The 20550-nt window shown below is 55.6% G+C and carries 13 protein-coding genes and 1 riboswitch; of the genes, 10 read left to right on the top strand and 3 right to left on the bottom strand.

Features of this window, described 5'->3' with window-relative positions:
* Positions 1 to 38: 38 nt before the first annotated feature.
* Positions 39 to 1343, bottom strand: a complete 1305-nt coding sequence (locus ACFFSY_RS30335) for an aminotransferase class I/II-fold pyridoxal phosphate-dependent enzyme (RefSeq protein WP_377501575.1) — start codon at positions 1341 to 1343, stop codon at positions 39 to 41.
* A gap of 465 nt (positions 1344 to 1808) precedes the next feature.
* On the opposite strand from ACFFSY_RS30335, the gene ACFFSY_RS30330 reads away from it, so the two are divergent.
* Complete coding sequence (locus ACFFSY_RS30330; protein WP_377501290.1) at positions 1809 to 2600, top strand: helix-turn-helix transcriptional regulator; 792 nt, start codon at positions 1809 to 1811, stop codon at positions 2598 to 2600.
* A 29-nt stretch (positions 2601 to 2629) separates the two neighbouring features.
* Here ACFFSY_RS30330 and ACFFSY_RS30325 read toward each other — a convergent pair whose 3' ends face one another.
* Positions 2630 to 3262: a pyridoxamine 5'-phosphate oxidase family protein gene (locus ACFFSY_RS30325; RefSeq protein ID WP_377501288.1), complete on the bottom strand. Its 633-nt coding sequence runs from the start codon at positions 3260 to 3262 to the stop codon at positions 2630 to 2632.
* A gap of 116 nt (positions 3263 to 3378) precedes the next feature.
* Between ACFFSY_RS30325 and pdxR the strand changes: the two genes are divergently transcribed.
* Positions 3379 to 4905, top strand: coding sequence for a MocR-like pyridoxine biosynthesis transcription factor PdxR (pdxR, locus tag ACFFSY_RS30320; RefSeq protein WP_377501287.1), 1527 nt, complete (start codon positions 3379 to 3381; stop codon positions 4903 to 4905).
* Between the two features lie 90 nt (positions 4906 to 4995).
* Here pdxR and asd read toward each other — a convergent pair whose 3' ends face one another.
* Positions 4996 to 5784, bottom strand: a complete 789-nt coding sequence (gene asd / locus ACFFSY_RS30315) for an archaetidylserine decarboxylase (RefSeq protein ID WP_377501285.1) — start codon at positions 5782 to 5784, stop codon at positions 4996 to 4998.
* A gap of 295 nt (positions 5785 to 6079) precedes the next feature.
* Between asd and ACFFSY_RS30310 the strand changes: the two genes are divergently transcribed.
* The 8 genes from ACFFSY_RS30310 to ACFFSY_RS30275 all read left to right on the top strand — a co-directional run bounded on the left by ACFFSY_RS30310 (position 6080) and on the right by ACFFSY_RS30275 (position 20540).
* On the top strand, positions 6080 to 6370 hold the full coding sequence (locus ACFFSY_RS30310) for a hypothetical protein (RefSeq protein ID WP_377501283.1): 291 nt from the start codon (positions 6080 to 6082) through the stop codon (positions 6368 to 6370).
* A 153-nt stretch (positions 6371 to 6523) separates the two neighbouring features.
* On the top strand, positions 6524 to 7690 hold the full coding sequence (locus ACFFSY_RS30305) for a glycosyltransferase family 4 protein (protein WP_377501281.1): 1167 nt from the start codon (positions 6524 to 6526) through the stop codon (positions 7688 to 7690).
* A 221-nt stretch (positions 7691 to 7911) separates the two neighbouring features.
* Positions 7912 to 8979 carry a copper amine oxidase N-terminal domain-containing protein gene (locus tag ACFFSY_RS30300; protein ID WP_377501279.1) on the top strand — a complete coding sequence of 356 codons (1068 nt, stop codon included), beginning with the start codon at positions 7912 to 7914 and terminating at the stop codon, positions 8977 to 8979.
* Between the two features lie 87 nt (positions 8980 to 9066).
* Positions 9067 to 9993 (top strand): copper amine oxidase N-terminal domain-containing protein, encoded by a 927-nt coding sequence (locus ACFFSY_RS30295; protein WP_377501277.1) that lies wholly within the window; start codon positions 9067 to 9069, stop codon positions 9991 to 9993.
* Positions 9994 to 10684: 691 nt separating this feature from the next.
* Positions 10685 to 16918 (top strand): glycoside hydrolase family 78 protein, encoded by a 6234-nt coding sequence (locus ACFFSY_RS30290; RefSeq protein WP_377501275.1) that lies wholly within the window; start codon positions 10685 to 10687, stop codon positions 16916 to 16918.
* A gap of 63 nt (positions 16919 to 16981) precedes the next feature.
* Positions 16982 to 17089: riboswitch (TPP riboswitch) on the top strand.
* Positions 17082 to 17309, top strand: coding sequence for a hypothetical protein (locus tag ACFFSY_RS30285; RefSeq protein WP_377501273.1), 228 nt, complete (start codon positions 17082 to 17084; stop codon positions 17307 to 17309). (Overlaps the previous riboswitch by 8 nt.)
* A gap of 257 nt (positions 17310 to 17566) precedes the next feature.
* Positions 17567 to 19327, top strand: coding sequence for a phosphomethylpyrimidine synthase ThiC (gene thiC, locus ACFFSY_RS30280; RefSeq protein ID WP_377501271.1), 1761 nt, complete (start codon positions 17567 to 17569; stop codon positions 19325 to 19327).
* A complete protein-coding gene (locus tag ACFFSY_RS30275) occupies positions 19320 to 20540 on the top strand; it encodes a ThiF family adenylyltransferase (protein WP_377501269.1) in 1221 nt (406 codons plus the stop codon). Before thiC ends, ACFFSY_RS30275 begins: the two co-directional genes overlap by 8 nt.
* The last annotated feature ends 10 nt before the right edge of the window (positions 20541 to 20550 follow it).

Below are 20550 nucleotides of genomic sequence, written 5' to 3'. Positions count from 1 at the left end.
CCGGGCATCCGGATCAGCGGCTTTATTGATTCATGTATTTATTTGCTCGTCACGGTCACGTCTTGCACGGCTTTGTAGATCGAGTCATACAGCTCTTCCAGGTATGGCTCTTCGATGCAGGAGAACGCGACGCGCAGATCGGTCTCGCCCAAGGCGATCGTACCGATGCCGTATTCGTCGAGCAGGCGCTGACGGACGGTCTCGGCGGTGACGTCTTTCAGCTTCAAGCACATGAAGTAGCCGGAGTTGAACGGGTAATAACCCCATACGTCACCGTAACGTCCGCTGTCGAGCAGCTCCTTGACGCGGTTGGCGCGGCCTTTCATGATGTTGAACTTCTCGGCCTTCTGCGCTTCGAATTCCGGCGATTGCAGCGCGTGGAGGACGAACGTCTGGGAAGGATGCGAACAGCTCGAGATCGTGGCGCGAATAATGCCCAGCGTCTTCTGTTCGAGCGCCGCAAGCAGCGACTCCGATGCGCTGGCGAACGTGATGAAGCCGACGCGGAAGCCCCAGACGTACTCTTCTTTGGTTGCGCCGTCGACCTTGATCGCCAGAACCCGCTCATGCAGATCGGCCAGCTTGCCGAACAGCGATTCCTGCAGCGAGTCTTCGAAGAAGAGACCGAAGTAGGCATCGTCCGTCACGACGACGACGTTCACGCCGGCTTCGGCGGCGTCGCGAATCGCGGCGACAATCTCTTCGCCTTCCTTCGCGTTCGGCGTGTAGCCGGTCGGATTGTTCGGGAAGTTGAGGACGACGATCGCCTTGCCTTTGCTCTTCTGCGCGAGCAGCGCTTCGCGAAGACCGGCGCTATTGAAGCGCTCTTCTTCGTTGTACAGCGGGTACTCGACGATCTCGGCGCCGCGGCGGATGCCGAAGGTGAGCTCGTAGTTCTCCCAGTTCTTGTTCGGAATGACCAGGGCGTCGCCGGCGTCGGCGAACAGATCGGCCACGATGCTAAGGCCGTGCGTCAGCGCGTTCGTGACGACCGGATTGCCGAAGCTTTTGCCCGTGAGCGAAGGGTTCTCTTTGATCATCTTCTCGCGCCAGGCTGCGCGCAGCTCGGGCTTGCCCGCAGGAGGCGCATATTCGTAAATGTCCTTCGGATTGTACGCGGACAACGTATCTTGAATGACCTTCAGATGCATCGGCTGGCCGCCTTCGGTCGCGATGCCGATTGTGGCGTTGAACTTCTTCGCTTTCGATTTCGCTTCCGCGGATTGGCTTAGGATGCCGACTTTCGGAAAATAAATCGCTTTGCCGAGGGACGACAACATCGCGTAAATGTGCGGATTTTCACGTTCGATCGTCGCGTTCAGCTGTTGGGCAAGTGGGTTCATTGCACTCATTCCATCCTTCCACAAATTGGTTCGTAGGTTTGGGTTCCCAGGTTGAAAACCATTTAGGTGATATTATATCACTATTTCAAGGCGGAAGCTCATGAAAGAAGGGCGAAAATTGATAAATATTTAACATTTCAAAGCATTTTCTCAATGAATGTTCGCTTTACGAACAATTTCGAGAAAATGTTGCATCGGAAGCATAAGCTTCGCAATTTTTCATGGAATGTTCGCTTTACGAACATAAACGAAAAATTGCGGGCTTCGTAAGCATAATTTTCTCAATGAATGTTCGCTTTACGAACAATTTCGAGAAAATGCTGCATCGGAAGCATAAGCTTCGCAATTTTTCATGGAATGTTCGCGCCTATCGGTTGCCGTTACGTCGATCCCTTGCGAATCGCGGCGGCCCGGTGTAGAATGACATCGACATGAACGACCGAACGGATTGGAGGAATTTTCGCGGTGCTTCGTCTTCCGCCATCAAGTTATATCTTAAAACCCGCCTTTGCTAAAATCGTATGCGAGCCCGGCTGGAAATGGCAAAAACGCGAAAAGCCGATGGCCAATTATGATTTATTCTATGTCTGGAGCGGCGAAGGGGAAGTCGTGCTTAACGATGAACCGTTCCAGGTTGGAAAAGGCAGCTGTTTTCTCTTCCGGCCAGGCGACCATACAAGCGCGACGCATAATCCGCAGAAGCCGCTTATTCTCACTTATATTCACTTCGACGTCAGCGAACCGGCAACGCTTGTGCCAGAGCCGTACCGCGTGTTGGCCGAGACGGTCGATTTCGAGCATTTGCTCTCGCGATACGTCCGGCTGTTCCTCGTGAACACGTATGCGGCCGAAGAAGAGGCGAAGTTGATTCTGAAACAGCTGATGATTCTGCTATTGCGCGACGATATTATCGGCACAGGCCCAGTAGAACGCAAGGCGAGCAACCAGCTGACCGAAGCGATTCACGAAATTGCGAACTTCATCCGGCAAAATCCCGGCGCGGCGCACCGGGTAGAGGATCTGGCGCTTCGCGCGCAGCTGTCGCCGCGTTACTTCTCGATCAAATTCAAAGACATCGTCGGCGTCTCCGTACAGACGTACATGATCCGAACCCGCATTGAACGCGCGCAGCATCTGCTGATGCATGCGGGAATGAACGTGACCGAGGTGGCCGATGCGCTCGGGTACCGGGACATTTTCTTCTTCAGCCGCCAATTCAAGCAATATACCGGCAAAAGCCCGTCCGAGGTCCGTTAAGACCTTGGCGGGCTTTTTCGTCATGCGGTTCAGTCAAACGGCTGCTGGTGGGCCGGGCAGTAACGTCGCATGAGCTCCACCGTCTCGGCGTCATATTCGTTAGCGCGCTCGAGCAATCCGTTCTCGATGGCATGGCGAGGCTGCGGCTTCAAGTTCTGACCGAACTTGAATTTACCGATGACGTTAACGGGATCTATCCGAACGACCGCGACGCCCTTCAACCGCGACGCGTAATCGGAATCGTCGGCGTCGATTGGCTTATAGCCCCCTTCGGGCTGGAGCTTGCGCATAAGCGCTTCGAGCGCGAACGCCTTCTCGCGCGGGTCGTCGACGATGAAGGCTTCGCCGTCGATGCGGACGGATTTGAAGTAGCTCGTCGCCGGACAAGCCATCAGCGGGTCTGAGAAGTAGGACGGAATAACGGCGTATTCTTTGGCGACGGCGAAGGTCGTCTTCGAACCCCCGCGCAGGGCAGTCATTTTCTCGCCGATCCGGCTGCCGTGAAAATACAGCTTGCCTCCGGCGTACGCATAATTAAGCGGCGTGACGATCGGCGTTCCGTCCTCGTCTACGAGGCCAAGAAAGCCAAAGCTCATCTCCTCGAGAAACGACGTGATCTCTTCTTCTTGTTCTTGCTGCATTTGGAATTCTTGTCTTCGCATGGCCCCGCCATCCTCTCTAGATTCGTTAGTAGCGATCGTACCGCGAACATTGACAATTAAAAAGATCCAATCTAGAGTGATTTTAATGTACCAGTTAGGGGCGGAGGTTGGAGGTCATGAATGTTCGGCCGGGATATGAACGCTATTACGTGGCATACGGACGTAAGACGGAGGCGCTTTACCAGGCGATACGGGACGCAATCGTCAGCGGCCTCGTGCGAGAGGGGATGCGATTGCCCTCCAGCCGGGCGATCGCGGCCGAATACGGGCTGTCGCGGGGAGCTGTGAATCAAGCTTACGACATGCTGTACGCAGATGGCTATGTACGGACGGAGGCGGGCAGCGGGACCTTCGTCTCTTATCGGCCAGCGGGCGCCAGCCTGAAGAAGGCGGAACAAGAGGAGGACGCCGCGCCAATTCGATTATCCTCATGGGGGGAGCGTCTACAGGCCGCCGGGTATGCGGAGCACAACCGTCATCGGTCGCGGCTGCGCATCGATTTCGAGACGAATGGCCATGCGCGTGACTTATTTCCCGAAGCGGAATGGAAGAAAGCGATGTACGCGGAAGTCCGAGGAGCGGGTGGCAAGCGGAACGCTTTGCCGGGCGAAGGGTACTATCCGCTGCGCGAAGCCATTGCCGTCCAGCTTCGGCGAGAGAGGGGCATTCGGGCGGATGCGTCGCGTATCGTGCTGACGAACGGATCGATGCAGGCGATTGGCTTGCTCGCGATGCTGCTGTTAAGCCCGGGAGACGCGGCCGTCATCGAGAACCCGACCTATGGCGGCATCGTAAGGGCGGTTCAGGCAGCGGGAGGGAGGCTTGTACCCGCGCGCGTGGACGGCGAGGGCATCGTGCCGGCGGAGTGGAAGGCCCGTCTGCTGTTCGTGACGCCGACACGCCATTTTCCGACTGGAGCCGTTCTGTCATCGGACCGGCGCAAGACGCTGCTGGACTGGGCTTCCCGGCAGGGCGCCGTCGTCATCGAGGACGATTACGACAGCACATTCCGCTGGAGCGGCCGTCCGAACGAACCGCTCAAGGCGCAGGACCGCGAGGACCGCGTCGTCTATATTGGCACGTTCTCCCGTACGATGCTCGGCGAGCAGCGGATCGGGTACGCGCTGCTGCCGGAGCTGCTGGTGGAACCGTTCCGCCGGGCGAAAATGTTGTTCGAGCCGTCGTCCAGCGCTCCCGAGGCGCAGCGGGCGCTCGCCGCATTCATCACGAGCGGCGCTTATGATCGTCATATCCGACGCATCCGGCGGGTCAGCGGCCGAAGGCTGCATCGACTGCGGCGCGAGATGAGCAAGCGTCTGTCCCGCTGGTTCACGTTCGTCGATACGGATGCCGGACTGCATCTGTTTGCGTATTGGCTTGGCCGACCGGAGGATTACGACCGGCTGAAGGAGGCATGTGGAGAGCAGGGCATCGGGTGGACGGACGGATCGCGGTACTGGGTGGAACATATGCTCAAAGGCGTGTCGGATTGGCCGGACGCCGCCGGTGGGGTAGACGACCGATCAGAAGGCCCGGATACGCGCTGCGCGCTGTTCGGCTTCGCGCATTTGGGCGAGGAGTTGATCGTGGAAGGCGTCGCCGGTATCGAAGCCGCGGCGATCGCGCTGTTCGGCGAAGGCTGATAGAGAGAAAGCCGCCTGGACGGCAACCGGAAGATTCGGCTGCTGCGTTCAGGCGGCTTTTTCATGAGGATAGAGGGAAACGCGCGGCCGTTAATTCCCGACGAGTACGCCAAGCCGTTCGCCCATCCGTACCTTCAGTCCCACCTTCAGATCTTCGCGCGGGATGAAAGTGTCGTCTTCGGTGAGAAGGACGACGGTGGATCCGAATTCGAAATATGCGAGCTCGTCGCCTTTCTCGACTTGGTCGCGGCGGGGCTCTGCGTATTTGATGCTGCTAACGTTCATAGCGCCGACTTTGACGACAGCCATCTCGCCTGCATCCGAACGGATATACGTAATCAGGCGTTCGTTGCGGCTAAGCACCCGTTTCATGTGGCGGAGACCGAATTCGTTAACCGGATATACTTTGCCCGGCACGTGCTCGCGCTCGACGACGGCGCCGGTCACGGGGGTATGGATGCGATGATAATCCGTCGGACTCAAGTAGAGCACGATATAATAGCCATGCTTGTAGTTCTCGGTACGGGGAGAGCGATTGAGCAGCTCGTCCACCGTGTAATCCTGACCTTTCACATTCAGAATGGTACCGGCTTCGATCGGTCCCGCGCCTGTAATGAGCGCATCTACGGGACTTGCGACCGCTTCGGTTGCGGCGTCGATCAAGCGCATGCCCGGTTTCAGCCTTCTGGTGAAAAATTCGTTCAGCGAGCTATATTCATGCAATGCCTTCTCGGCTTCTTCGACGCGGATGCCGTACATGGCAGCGAATTTCGGTATAAAGCGCCGGCTGGCAGACGATTGCGCGAATCGTCCGGTAATTTGCGAGATCCACTTGCGGGAGCTGAGCTCGGTCATGGATCGGAGCAGCCATTTGGTCATGCCCGTCGTTCACGTCCTTCCTATGTTCAAACGATGATGCTTGCCGTACTTCGACTAGTTTGACATATCGCGGATGTTTAATCAATACATTCTGGGACTTGATCATGGCCTGAGCTGGAAACCCAATGTTTGGATGATCATGGAATTCATGGTTATTTAGCTATGTGGACGCTGCGGCGAACTCGTGGCGCATAAGCAGGCTTAACCAGAATGGCCGTCGTTCGTTCCTGGATGGACCGTGGCACAGGTTTGTTCCTTCACCCTTTTGCCTATGCTGGCGAATAGAGGTGATAGGATGGAATGGTTGGTACTGATCGGCACCGTTATCGGCGGGGCTCTCGTGTTTCTGCTGCGCAAACTGGGAGGCATTTGGCGGTCGGCTGCTAATTTGGCAGCGCTGGTCGCCTATGCGATCGTCGTGGCGGTCAGCGGCGGCAAGGTGATCGAAATCATCGTCGACGACGAGGTGCTGATGACCACGGTGCACGAAATTTTCCTGAATGAGCTGTTCTTGGGCGGGTCGGCATATTTGGCGGTATTCGGCTTCAGCCGGCTGATGGAATCGATGGGCAAACGGGGGAAATGACGAGGAATCCGGGAGAATAGAGCGATAGATAGGGCATTAGTTACGCGGGATAAAAGCCGAACTCTGCGAGTCTATAGGGAGTCGCCGTTTCCATATGATGGACAGCTTCGTAAGCTAAACGAGCTAGCTATGCGAGAAGGAGCTGATTCCGTCATGACACGTCCTCGCATCGCATTTGTCACGCCAGGAGCTTTCCCGCTGCCTTCGCCGAACGGCGGTTCGGTGGAGCGCGTCGTGGAGAAGCTCGTGCCGCGGCTGGTGCCGACGATCGATGCAACTATCTATGGCCGGAGCGGCCGGTCGCTTGCTCGCAGCGGGATGCTGAATGGGGCGCGCTGCATCCGTTACCCGGGCGCTGACAAGCGCAAATATATGGCGCATGTGCAATCGTCATTGATGCGGCTTGAGCCGGATATCATCGAAGTCGAGAACCGCCCTATATACGTGCTGCGCCTGAAGAAACGACGGCCGAGAAGCCGGGTTTGGCTGCATTTGCACTCTTCCACCTTCATTAGCGGCAAAGCGATTACCCGCCGCCATTTGGAGCGAAGTTTCGCGCTCGCCGAGCGCATTATCGTCAACAGCGAATTTCTGCGCGATGACGTCATACGCAGAGTGCCGTGGGCAGCCTGTAAAGTCAGCGTCGTCTATCCCGGCGTGGATCTTGCGCGGTTCCCGTCCCAGCACACGCCGGAAGGCGCGGCGAGACGCCATGCCCTTCGGGCGGCGAGAGGATGGGAAGGGCGCAGCGTCGTGATGTTTCTAGGCCGGCTAATCCCCATCAAAGGCGTTCATCATCTCCTTCGCATCCTGCCCCGGCTCATCGAGCAGCATCCTTCCGTGCTGCTCGTCATTGTGGGCGGGGCTTTCTATGGCTCTAGCCGAACGACCGCTTACACGCGGATGCTGCAACGACTTGGCGCCAAGTATCGCAACCATGTCAAGTTCGTTCCTTATGTGCCGCATACGGAAGTATCGGACTGGTTTATCGCTGCCGATATCGCCGTCGTGCCTTCCGCGAATCGGGAAGCGTTCGGCCTCGTCAACGTCGAAGCAATGTCCTCCGGCTTGCCCGTCGTCGCCACCCGCGCCGGTGGGATGAAAGAGATTATCGAGGACGGGGTAACCGGCTTTCTCGTCTCGCCCGAGTTCGTTGAGTACGAGTTGGAACAGCGGCTGCTGGAGCTGCTGCGAAGCGAAGATTTGCGCTTGTTCATGGGCTTGAAGAGCCGGGAGCGGGTAGAGAACGCGTTTACGTGGGAGCATTCCGCCCAGCGATGGCTGGCATTGCTGAGGGAGAGCGGGTTCGAACAGGTATAGGCGGTCGTATTCGTTAAAGGAAATTGGCGTTTATATACGAGATCCGCTTGATTTTGGGTCTTGCTTCCAGTAAGGTCGTGCGGTATGATGGGAGCAACATAGGTATAACGTTATAGGACTGCGGACAGGAAGCACCTGCTGATAGGCTCGTTTTGGGCGTATTGGCGGGTGCTTTTTTGTCATTATATGTCGCTATAGGAAAGAAGTGGTGGTAGAATGTGATGGAGGAATTTGAAAGAGTTTTGTACGGAAAGAGAAAACCGCGTATTCGATGGGATCGGAATCTTCTTGTGATGCTAGTCTGTCAGCTGAATGAATCTAGTTGTGGGGGCGATTGGGAGAAAAAGAGAAGACGGCTAACTCGAGGGACGCTGCTTGTAATGTGCTGTTCTGCGGTGATCGCGATTACGTCTGGTGCCATGGCCAAGCCACGGTCTGTGACGTTGAACGTGGATGGGACGAAGGTGCTCGCGAATTCCGCCGCCGAAGCGCCATACATCAACATGGACGGGAGAAACCTTGTTTCGCTGCGTCATGTTCAGCGGGCGTTGAGTGGGATTCAGGTCAGTTATGACGTGAAGACCAAGCATGCAAGACTTGCGTCTGCTACAAAGAAAATTGATGTGCCTCTTGGGCAGAAATACCTGCTCGTGGATGGAAAGAAAGTCGTCATGGATACGGTCGCTTCTGCTAGAAATGGCGTCACCTATTTACCGGCACGATATATCGGAGAAGCGCTGGGATACAACGTCCAGTGGTATGCCCGGACGGGAACGGTCTATTTTATCTCCGCGAAGGAGAACAATTACGCACGCTATAAGCTGGTACAGGCCAAACCGTTGCCGGTTACGGTCGACTCTGGTGGATTTAGCGCCACGGTAGGCAAGTTCGAGATTTATCCGATTGATTCGGCGGAAGCTAGAGAGCTGCAGAAGCAGTATGAGCTGTCCTATTTTGGAACGCCCTATTATTTAGCCAACGTACAGCTCACTTTGAGCAATCAAACGGATAAGAGTATTGGATTCGATTATCAGGATTTTACGCCGAAGTTTGCCTTTCTGATCAATAGCGACAAGAGGGTTGCGCTTCCGGCGACGTCGGTCAAGAAGGAATACCTTCAGGCTTTGAACAGCCCTGAATTGCTTATGGCCTGGCGGCTGGGGCCAGGGGAGAGCCTGACGACCAATGCCGCTTTTGTTCTTACGCAAAAGAACATCGAATCTATTGATTTTATGGTCGAGGCTAACGGCGGGAAGGCGTCGGCTTTATTGGCTGAACTTGGGAAATAGACGACAGCCAGGACGCGACTAAACACGTGTTAACTACATAACGGGTTCTATCGGTAAAAGAACCGCTAATACGAGAGGATGAACAAAATGAGAAATACATTGAAGGCGGTCGCAGCAGCTGCATTGCTCGGCGCTACAATCGGGTCGTTCGGGGCGGGTCAAGCATCGGCTGCACTTCCCAAAATCGTTAGTTCGAATATGCCGGTAAAAGTATTGTTTAACGCTCGTGTTTTATCATCAGATGTTCAACCGAAGATATCTAATGGTGCCGTCTTGGTCCCCATTCGCTTCATCGGGGAAAAACTCGGAGTCAACTTCGCCCTTTCAGGAAAAACACTTCAGATAAATAATATTAAAACTAATATTCTGCTGACGATCGGAAGTCAGATCGCTGTTGTAAACGGAAAGTCTGTAGAGCTTAACGAAACCGTTCAGTCCGAAAGCGGAAGAATTCTCGTTCCCCTCCAAGTAGTCAACCTGCTAAACGTATCTGTCGAATGGGATTCAACTCTTAAATTTGTGTGGGTTGGCAGCAAAGAAGTACCAGAATTCAAGAAAATTGCACCAGATGCTAGTAGTCTTCAGCCATACCTCAAATACTTCAAGGACAGCCCTAGTATGCTTACCGATACCGGAAAACAAATTAACAAGGTGACAATTATCAATCAAGAAGCTTTCCCTTTTCAATTCCAAGGAACAACCTTTTATAGACTGGACTTAGCAAAGGATAATAAAGGCGCGTCATATATTCGTGTCAGCTCTACCGATACAGGAATCGCCGTAACCAATCTCTATTTTGTTGGACCGAAAGAAACTCTCAGAAATCGGTATTCCCCAACATATTTACGCTATCCTGAAAATGGGTACCGATTGAATTACTATCCAATTGTAGATAGAAGTGATTTGGATAAAAACGATCGGGACTATAAAGAGATGTCCATTAAGAAAGTAAGTTATGTAGGGATCCACATGGGATACGAAACTATGGTAATGTTGAAAAACCCTTGGAGGTAGGCATTAATTGCGACAGACTAAAACTGGCCTCAACATCATACTAATCACATCACTAATTCTTAATTTTTTTTACGGACTAAAAATGGTGGATGCTAACGGACAAATTGGCGGGAACTCATATATAACTCCTGTAAAGAATGGCGGCGGCCCCACCGAGAGGTATGCCGTTGGCTTTATGTCGTACGAAGTATGGACAAATTCCCAAGGCGAATGGGTCAATGGAATTGGTAAAGACGAAGAAGTCGTAATGACTCACCTGGGTTATAGCTTTTCTTTCCCAGGCCGAACTGTAAGAGATGTAGATATCATCCCTTTCAATGCAACAACTGACGCCGACCTATTCCAACGATCTCGATCAGGGGAGTCTTATTCAAACTATGCCAAATGGGTCGGTATAGCGAAATCCAGGCCTTCCATCAAGACAGGAAGCAAGGTAATAAACGGAAGCTCCGTTACATTTGATGCTACCATGCGAGGGATTCTAACAGCCGACGAGCCTTACAATGTAATAACAAGGGAATTAAATCCCGATGATTTTTCACCGAATGTAAAAGCATATCGCTACTACTTTCCTATAGTCTTCGAATTCACCCTTGACGGTTCCCTAGAAGTCCACCACTTCACCACAGATGGCGCCAATATCGACCACCTATTCACTGGCCAAACGAACGCCGAATCGAGGTCCATGGAGGTGAATAAACCATATTCCGCCGTACCGGGAACAAGCTCGAAGTATACGTACGTAGGATATAAGGAGCAAAATGAAACCGCCCCTTCCGGCGGCTCGATCACCGAAGGCAAGCCGAGCTCATTTACCTATAACGGAACGTATGACACGAAATACATCAATTTCTACTACGAAACCGGAGCGGCGGTAGACGTCCAGCACTTCACGACAACTGGCGCGAGCCTCGATCCGGTCCCATTCAAGAACCATGTCGATAAGCTCGCCGAGGGCCAATCGTATACAGCTACCATTCCGAATGCCAGCGGATACCAATACGTTGGCTACCGCAAGACGACGACCGGCACGGAACCGAGCACAACCGGGACATACACCAGCGGACCGTTTGGTACATTCAAGTACAATGCCGGCGATTTTCAACGCATGCATTTGCATCTCGTGTATGAGGTCGTAAGCGATGCGCAAATCAGCATTCGGCATATGGTGAGGAACGGTTCGACTGGAACGTACAAAATGGAGAAGGAGGAGATTAAACCCATCGCTTCTCTCCCTTACACCGAACAATTTAATGCCGATCCCCAGTACGGGTCCATAAATGGTTCAAGCTTGTCGTACATCCGCTATGACGACACTGTCGGCACCGGGAACAAGATTAACGTGAGTCTGAGCACGACGCAGAAGAAAGCTTACGTCTCCTTCTACTATCAGGCAGCGCAGAGCTTCACAGGAGACTTCGATGTCGTGCCGGAATCTATTGCCTACAAGGATTCCTTCCAGCTCCGTCCGAAGGAATTTCAATTGAACGGCTGCTCTTACATCTCGCATTCATTTAAGATCGAACGCAGCGGGACGTGGATCGGACCTGACGTTGCTGGCCAAACGACAGACTCCTCCTTTTCCTTTGGCCATTACCCTTGGGTTATTGGGGTTGGCAACCACAGTGTCTACATGAAAATCAAGACAAGCTGCGGCGAAAGCAGCTGGATCGGACCGAAGAGCTTACATGTATCGGGACCAACTAAGAACGGTCCGCCAACCTTCCAAGTCGGTTTCACGCGGCCCAACGATACCAAAACGGCCATACATGAAGTCATCGCCGGGACAACGCTGGATCTCGTCTTTCTCGAAGATCCAACGGTACCCACGCCGAGCGATCCGGATGGGGACTCCCTGTACTTCATGGGCTTCAACTTTTCGGCAGGGTCCGACTTCATTAAGTCAATCCCATCGAAGAGTATCGAATACGGCAACGGCCAGCATGGGATAAAGATGGACACCTTGGGCTGGCATAATGTCTGCGGCCAAATGCGCGACGAATGGGGCGCAACCGCTACAGCATGTACCTATATCAATGTTGTGCCGCCTAACCCGGTCCCGGTCATTGGCTGCCCGGCAACGGTCATCGAGAATCATCCAATTCCGGATAGCGCATTCGATTCAAGCCGCAGCTACAGTCCGCTCGGCATCGCGATCAACCATTCTCGCGACGAATGGATGAACAAGAAAACTTCGGGCTACTTCAACGGCACATCGTCCAACATCACCGTAACCGTGGGACTTTACGTGTACGATGCCAACGGGTTGAAGTCACTCGAGCCGGCTTATTGCACGATTACCGTCAAACCGGATTTGCCTCCTATCGCCAAACTTGGCGTGCCGCCGGTCGCCATTCGCGGCGAGACGGCCGAAATCTTGAATCGCTCGACGAGCCCGGACGGCGATCCGATCGTGAAAGCCTTATACAAGTATAAGTACGACGCCAACAACAATGGTTTTGCCGATGATGCATGGAAATCGCATGCAGGCACGCTGGAGAAGACGACGTTCACTCCGTCTCGAGTCGGTAAATACCTCTTTTATGCGAAAGTCACGGAGGCTTACGGGAAATTCGACGATACGGAGGACGAAGTCGTAACCACGCTGACTATGGATGTCGTGAATCAAGCGCCTGAAGTCAGCTTCACGGTGGAAGGCAAGAACCCGAATCCGGACCTGGACGGCTACACGGAGCTGACGCCTGCCGAGATCATGAAGCAGCCGCTATATGTCACGAACACGAACCAACCGGTATACAGTGCGGCCAACCTATGGGAAGTACAGGGCAAGAAGCTTGTCGGATTGGAAGGACGCAACTTCGGGACGCAGGACATGAAAAACTACCGGATCAGCTCCACTATATTCGGTGGCGGCGGGAAGACCTACAATTCCTATGAGACGCTCATTATGAATGATAACGGGTTTGGTCCGAACCGTCTCTCTCCTTGGCGCTCGGTTGAGGGCAATACGTCCACCTTCTCATCCCCGTTGCTAGATCCGGATTCGAAGCAGTTCATCCGGTTCGATGGCGGAGATTATAGCCAAGAGGGCAAGCTCTATTCCAACAAAAAATACGTGTATTTCAGCACGTATTTGCAATCCTTTGACACGAGTGGTTCGCCTTATTATTCTTCCAAGATTTATGCGCTCGATCCGAAGAAGCTTAGCCCGATTAAAGTTACCTATGGATCGTGGGGCACCGTCTCAAGAGAATACACCAATGGCAGCCCGTTCGCTTTTGTGCTGCGGATGCCAAATTACCGAGTCATGACCATGCAAGACTCCAACAACCGAGACATCCAGGTGAGTATGGAACCGCAATACTTCTCCGACTGGAAGCTGGCAGACGGCTATATTTATGCCAAGCGCAAATGGTATGGTCGCTATGATCGGCAGTCCTACTATTATGAGGAACTTGTGGTTTACGATGCCTTTACGGGTAAAGAACTGCGCAGTTCGATCGATACCCCCGCCTACCAGCAGCAGTTGAATAAACTTAGAACAGACAACGGTTTGACCATTAACAATGGCTATACGACCGAATCGTTTGTCAAAGGCATCGGCACAAGCATGCTCGTACAAGGCGGCCGTTATTATGTCAAGGGGGGAGAGATTTTTCAGTACTGGTACAAGATCAATACCGACCTAAGCGTAACCTTCCATAGCGCCCAAACCGCCCCTGCTCCGAAATACGATTATGCCAAAAACAATATAGAGACGGAGCGCCTCTATTACCGGCCGGCCAGCGAACCATTCTTCGATGCGGCGGGTAACTGGTATCAATACGAGTACTACGGCCAATATTCGTACAATGGGTTGCGCGGCATGCCCGATCTGAACGTGGCCAAATACAGCGCAGCCGGCAAGCTCATGTGGCGCGTATATTTGCAGCCCTCGGACACAAGACCATCGGGGGGCTTAGTCGGCACAACGATGCAAGCCGGTTACACGAGCGTCTACATGATGACCTATGAGCAAATGGCATCTCTGGCACTGGATCCAATCAACGGCGAGCTCTACGCCAAATATTATTACGACTATTACTCCAGCCCAGGCAATGTGATCCCGAACATGATGGCGGAGCTGAAGGTCATTAATACGTCTACAGGTGCGGTCAAAAAGACCTTGAACGACGGAACAAGTAACGACGAATTCAAGAAGTATTATTACAACGGCGGCCCAAATCAACGGCTCGGCCCGCAATACTACATAGACTGGACCAACGGGCGGACGAGTTACAGCGAAAGTTCGACAGTCACGATCGAAGGTAACCGAACCAACCGAACGAACGTGTGTACAAGCTATGACCCAGACGTCCGTTATGGATATCATGAGGTTGTGGATCGGAATGGGACGACAATTGGCCAAGCCGGAGCCCCATGTAACTTTACCTCGCAGGTCTACGGGGAATATGTTCAGGACGGCGTATTTGCCTCTTTCTCTGGTATTCCATGCACGGGCTGCGACAACCCGCAGGATTACGTCTACCTCAATATTTCCGTTGGGCAGCCGTCTACAACGCCTGCGATCGTCAAATCGTTCACGAACGGCCAATTCTTTTCGCCGACATCAACGGTCTTGAAAGACTTTGAATCGCGTTTTACGTTTAATATCCGTGACATTGCATACGACGACGAATGGTTCGGATATTCCTTCCGGATGAGCAGTCCGACGCAGCGTTACGCGGTCGAGAGCGACGGGCGGTCATTGGCCTTGGCGGTGTATAAATCCGGCGTCCGCACGGTGCTGGACAGCGTATCCTATCCGTTCCAGAGTCAAAAGGATTATGTGCTGAAAGTCCGGATGTCGGGCGAAGTAATCGAGGTTTTCCTGAACAATACGCCGATTCTGACGGCTAAGGACGCGACGTATGCGGAAGGGAAGTTCGGTTATTTCAGCGATAAATCGTACGTCACGCTTGGCAGCATCTTCTACAAAACGCTGGACAGCGTCTCGCCATGGTCTCGCGCCTATGCGATCTGGGATGAAGGCGCGGCCAAAGCGGATATTCGGTACGGCGACATCGTCTTCTCCGATCCGGAGAACGATCCGGCAGCAGGCGGGCAATATGATTGGTCGGTGCGCCACACGCCTCGCTTTATCCGCAACCAAGGCGTATCCAAGCTGCACGGCAAGACCTTTGCCAATGCCCAGCTGGCCTTTGATGCGGTTGGCGATTACGCCATCTTGCTTCGAGCGAAGGATGACCCGAACCCCGATTATCTTTATCCGAGCCAAGTGTTCGGCAGTTATCGGAAATCCTCGAATACGTTCGAACAGATGATTACGGTCCACAGACGGCCGATCGCGGATTTCGACGTGGCGCAAGGGGGAGAGGGATACATCACGTGGACGGACCGCAGCCGCGATCCGGACCGCTATTCGAGCTCCTCGGACTATTCGCTCGAGAACACGGGCATGGATTACAAGGTCAATCGCGGCATTATGGAGAAACGGTTTTATTATCTAGCTCCTAGCGGCACATACGCGGCCAAGAAACTCGTGACGCCGACGGAGACGGGGACGTACGAGATCGGCATGGCCGTCAAGGACGAGTACGGGGCATGGAGCGAGTATCACGTCGAGTACCTGTCCATCACAAGCCTGCCGGCCCCTGATGACCCGCCGGTCCCCGGCTTTACAGCCAATCCGATCGAGACGCATCGCGGCGCGGCCATCATTATTTCCTCCACGGCCTACGATAAGGAGGACGGCGGCAGAGAACGACTGCCGCATGCGTACTATGTATCGAGATCGGGAGCTGGCGAGACCGAGACGCTGCAGAGCACTTCCCGCACCACCTGGTCGAAGACGTTCACGTCGCTCGGTATGTTCCGGATTCGCCAGGTGGTCGAGGATTCCACGGGCCAAAGCGCGGAGGCGACCAGGCTGATTACGATCGTGAACCGCCTGCCATCTGCCGAAGTGACGAACCCGGGCAGCGCGAATCCGGCAGTTCCAATCGTGGTGAAGGAGCTGCGTCCGCTCTTCGAATGGACGTACAGCGATCCAGACGGGGATGCACAGTCGCAATTCCATCTTCGAATCTCCAGACAGGACGGCACGGTGATCGCTGATACGGGCATTCGATCGGGCGGCCAGAGACAGTTCGCGCCGACGGTGAATTTGCCGGAGAAGACGCTGCTCCATGTGAATACGCGTGTCTTCGACGGCTACGATTGGAGCGGTTGGAGCTCGCCCAAATACTTCACGATCGTGACGAACGACCCTCCGTCCGGCGACTTCGACTGGACGCCGAGCCCCGTCTATGAAGGCGATACGGTTCAGCTGCGTCATGCGTTAACCGATCCGGATGGCGACCGATTGTCGCTGACATACCGCGTGACCGCGCCTGGCGGCCAGACGACGACCTATCCACTGGAGACGAGCGTTCCGTATACAACGGCCGGGCCTGCCTTCAAAGCCGTTCAGCCAGGAAATTACACGGTGACGCTCTCGATCTCGGATGGCCAGGCGCCGCCTGTCGTGGTCACCAAGACGATCGCGGTGCTTCCGCTTGGTTTGACGGGATCGGTCCAGCACACGCAGGAGTGGGACAAGCGGCGACGCGCCTACAACCTCGAGAAGAGCGGCAACGAGAACGAACCGCGGGGAGCGCACGTGTTTTGGGCTGGCGAGAAGTTCATGCTCCGCGCTCAAACGACGGAGACGGGCACCCTTACGAAGGCTGTCCGGGTGGACGTGACGATGAACGGATCCGCTGTCCAATTGACGGCGGATAACCCGGCTAAGACCGCATGGAGCGGCGAGCTGTGGGAGAGCGGTTTCGAGCGCTTGACGGACGGTCCGCTGACCTTTGTTTTCCGCGTCCAATACAGTAACGGGACGGTGAAGACCGTCTCCGTAACTGTGACGATCGCCGGCAATGTGAACCAAACGTACGGCGTACACCGCAAGCAATAAGCCATTGCAGCAGGAAGAAAAAGGGTTGACAGCATTTATAAGCGCGGGGTATAGTCGTACCATGAAATCCACTAGGGGCGCCCAACTGGGCTGAGATAAGGCGAGCAACGCCTTGGTCCCTTCGAACCTGATCTGGGTTATGCCAGCGTAGGAAAGTGGGAATGTGCGTGCGAATTCGTCATACCTGCCCGCAGCAACGCCTCTTCGGCGGCTTGCGCAGCGGCCGGCTTTGACTGCTCCTGTTCGCGGCCGGGACGTGATTGGTCCGGCTGGCTTGCAGGTGAACCGCGTGAACAGACCGCTCCTTCGCCGGAGCGGTTTTTTTGTGCATCGGGATCGGATCGACTACGCTAGCGGCGGCCACTTCGGCCTCGTTCGGGGCGAGTCTTGATTACGGCGTAACGTTCGCACAGACCGGCCATTCATGCCGGATATCGCATCGGTTGAAGCGAGAGAGATCGAGATGCATTATTGCATTGTTGCGTTATCGCGTTGCCGATTTCCTGTATGGAAGCGGCGGTTGCGGCGTGACATGCACGATTCTCGTAGCGGATCTGATTAAGGTGCGGTGAGTTCGCGCCTGTCCGCTTCAACTTGCTGTTCATGCCTCCTAGGGGATTTCACATCCAGCCTAGGAGGTTTTTTATTATGCCGATATTGACGACCCCGCTGCCAGGCAGCCGGAAAGTATATGTACAAGGGAGCCGCGCCGACCTTCGCGTGCCGATGCGCGAGATCGCATTGTCGCCAAGCTCCGTGCGCGGCAGCGATGAGCCGAACGAACCGGTGCGCGTGTATGATGCGAGCGGACCTTACACGGATGAGACGTACGAAGCGGATGTGCGCCGCGGCTTGCCTGCATTGCGCCGCGCATGGATCGAGGAGCGCGGTGACGTCGAAGCGTACGACGGGCGCGAAGTGAAGCCGCTCGACAACGGCTTTCACTCGGAGGAAACCGCCAGTAAGCGCGGCGCCGAGCTGTTCCCGGGTCTGGCGCGCAAGCCGCTGAGCGCCCGCGAAGGCCGTAACGTGACGCAGCTTCATTACGCGCGCCAAGGCATCGTGACGCCGGAGATGGAGTACATCGCGATTCGCGAAGGCATGTCGCCGGAATTCGTCCGCGGCGAGATCGCGGCGGGACGCGCCATCATACCGGCCAACATCAACCACCCGGAGAGCGAACCGATGATTATCGGCCGTCACTTCCACGTGAAGATCAATGCGAACATCGGCAACTCGGCGGTCGCCTCCTCAATCGAAGAAGAGGTCGAGAAGATGACGTGGGCGACCCGTTGGGGCGCCGATACGATCATGGACCTGTCGACAGGCAAGAACATTCACACGACGCGCGAGTGGATCATCCGCAACTCGCCGGTGCCCGTCGGCACCGTGCCGATCTACCAGGCGCTGGAGAAGGTGGACGGCAAGGCTGAAGACCTCTCGTGGGAAGTGTTCCGCGACACGCTGATCGAGCAGGCGGAGCAGGGCGTCGATTATTTCACCATTCATGCCGGCGTGCTGCTGCGTTACATTCCGCTAACGGCTAAACGGGTAACCGGGATCGTCTCGCGCGGCGGCTCGATCATGGCGGCGTGGTGTCTGGCGCATCACAAGGAGAACTTCCTGTATACCCATTTCGAAGAAATTTGCGAGATCATGAAGCGCTATGACGTATCGTTCTCGCTGGGCGACGGTCTCCGTCCAGGCTCTATCGCCGATGCCAACGACGAAGCGCAATTCGCGGAGCTTAGAACGCTGGGCGAGCTGACGAAGATCGCCTGGAAGCACGACGTGCAGGTCATGATTGAGGGACCGGGGCATGTGCCGATGCATCTGATCAAGGAGAACATGGATCTTCAACTGGAGCTATGCGACGAGGCGCCGTTCTATACGCTCGGTCCGCTGACAACGGATATCGCGCCGGGCTACGACCATATTACGTCCGCGATCGGAGCTGCGATGATTGGCTGGTTCGGCACCGCGATGCTGTGCTACGTGACGCCGAAGGAGCATCTGGGCTTGCCGAACAAGGAGGACGTGAAGGAAGGCGTCATTACCTACAAAATCGCCGCCCATGCGGCCGATCTGGCCAAAGGCCATCCGCGCGCGCAGCTGCGGGATAACGCGCTGTCCAAAGCCCGCTTCGAATTCCGCTGGCGCGACCAGTTCCATCTATCGCTCGATCCCGAGCGCGCGATGTCTTACCACGATGAGACGCTGCCGGCGGAAGCGGCCAAATCGGCGCACTTCTGCTCGATGTGCGGGCCGAAGTTCTGCAGCATGCGCATTACGCAGGATATTCGCGATTACGCCGAGGCGAACGGGTTACATACGGAAGAAGCGGTGGAGGCCGGCATGAAGGAGAAGGCCGATGCCTTCAAGGCGGCAGGCAGTTCGATCTATGCGTAAGCCCGCGGAGCAGCCGCGATGGCCGGATCGTTATTCCCGGCAGACGCGGTTCGCACCTATCGGCGCGAACGGACAGCAGCGCCTAGGCCAAGCGGGCGTGCTGATCGTCGGCTGCGGGGCGCTTGGCGCCTCGCTTGCCCAGCATATGGCGCGCGCGGGCATCGGTCTCGTGCGGATCGTCGACCGCGATTACGTCGAGCCGAGCAATCTGCAGCGGCAGGTGCTGTTCGACGAGCAGGACGCGTCGGATTCGCTGCCGAAAGCCGTCGCGGCCGCCCGCAAGCTGCGGCGGATCAACGGCGAGATCGAAATCGACCCGCGGGTGCTCGATGTGACGAACGCGAACGTTGGCGAGCTGCTGGACGGCATCGACGCGGTGCTGGACGGGACCGACAATGCGGCGGCGCGGCTGCTGCTGAGCGAGCGCTGCTTCCGGCTAGGCATTCCGTTCATCTATGGCGGGGTGGCCGGCTCCCAAGGGATGAGCGCGACGCTCGTCCCGGGCGCGACGGCTTGCTTGCGCTGTCTGATCGGAGATGGCGGGTCGGATGCCAGCGCGGACACCTGCGATACGATTGGCGTCATCGCACCGGCTGTCGAATGGGTCGCCGCGCTGCAGGCGGCGGAAGCGCTCAAGTGGCTGAGCGGACGACGCGAGGCGGTTCGGAACACGTGGGTGACCGGGGATCTGTGGAACTTCCGCATCAGAGAATCGGCGCTTCCATCGCCTTCGCATGAGTGTGACATTTGCGGCCGCGCGCAAACGGCGGAAGATCGCGATCGCGACGCCGGAAAGCTGCAAAGTCGAGCTCGCGCCATGCAGACTGAAGGCGAGTCGCAGGAGCTTTCACAGCACCAATCTTATCCGATGCAGATGTCCGAGAATCGCTCCGACCTTAACACGGCGGGCTACCTCAAACTTGGCGATGCTCAGGCGACGACAGCTATCTTGTGCGGACGGGATACCGTTCAAGTTACGATGGAAGCTGATCACGGCATCGATCTGGCCGCGACGGAAGAATGGCTGGCCGCGCGAGGCTGCGAGGTGGCGAGCAATCCGTATCTGGTTAAGGCGGTCTTGCCGGAGGGGGAGAAGCTGGTGTTGTTCCCGGACGGGCGGATTTTGGTGCAGGGCACGCAAGATGCGGCCCGCGCGATATCGTTGTGCCAGGTGTATTTGATCGGCATGCGAGCCGCGTATTCCCAGCGCTGAAGGAGAGGAG

Source organism: Paenibacillus aurantiacus (assembly GCF_042431225.1).
Taxonomy (GTDB): domain Bacteria; phylum Bacillota; class Bacilli; order Paenibacillales; family Paenibacillaceae; genus Paenibacillus_Z; species Paenibacillus_Z aurantiacus.
Note: the sequence above shows the minus strand (reverse complement) of the source record. Positions and strands in the feature narration are given on the sequence as shown.

Coding starts and splice junctions, on each gene's coding strand:
- pdxR (WP_377501287.1), top strand. CDS start 3,379: ATGAATGTTCGGCCGGGATATGAACGCTATTACGTGGCATACGGACGT.
- ACFFSY_RS30300 (WP_377501279.1), top strand. CDS start 7,912: ATGGAGGAATTTGAAAGAGTTTTGTACGGAAAGAGAAAACCGCGTATT.
- ACFFSY_RS30335 (WP_377501575.1), bottom strand. CDS start 1,343: ATGAACCCACTTGCCCAACAGCTGAACGCGACGATCGAACGTGAAAAT.
- ACFFSY_RS30295 (WP_377501277.1), top strand. CDS start 9,067: ATGAGAAATACATTGAAGGCGGTCGCAGCAGCTGCATTGCTCGGCGCT.
- ACFFSY_RS30305 (WP_377501281.1), top strand. CDS start 6,524: ATGACACGTCCTCGCATCGCATTTGTCACGCCAGGAGCTTTCCCGCTG.
- ACFFSY_RS30325 (WP_377501288.1), bottom strand. CDS start 3,262: ATGCGAAGACAAGAATTCCAAATGCAGCAAGAACAAGAAGAAGAGATC.
- thiC (WP_377501271.1), top strand. CDS start 17,567: ATGCCGATATTGACGACCCCGCTGCCAGGCAGCCGGAAAGTATATGTA.
- ACFFSY_RS30310 (WP_377501283.1), top strand. CDS start 6,080: ATGGAATGGTTGGTACTGATCGGCACCGTTATCGGCGGGGCTCTCGTG.
- ACFFSY_RS30275 (WP_377501269.1), top strand. CDS start 19,320: ATGCGTAAGCCCGCGGAGCAGCCGCGATGGCCGGATCGTTATTCCCGG.
- asd (WP_377501285.1), bottom strand. CDS start 5,784: ATGACCAAATGGCTGCTCCGATCCATGACCGAGCTCAGCTCCCGCAAG.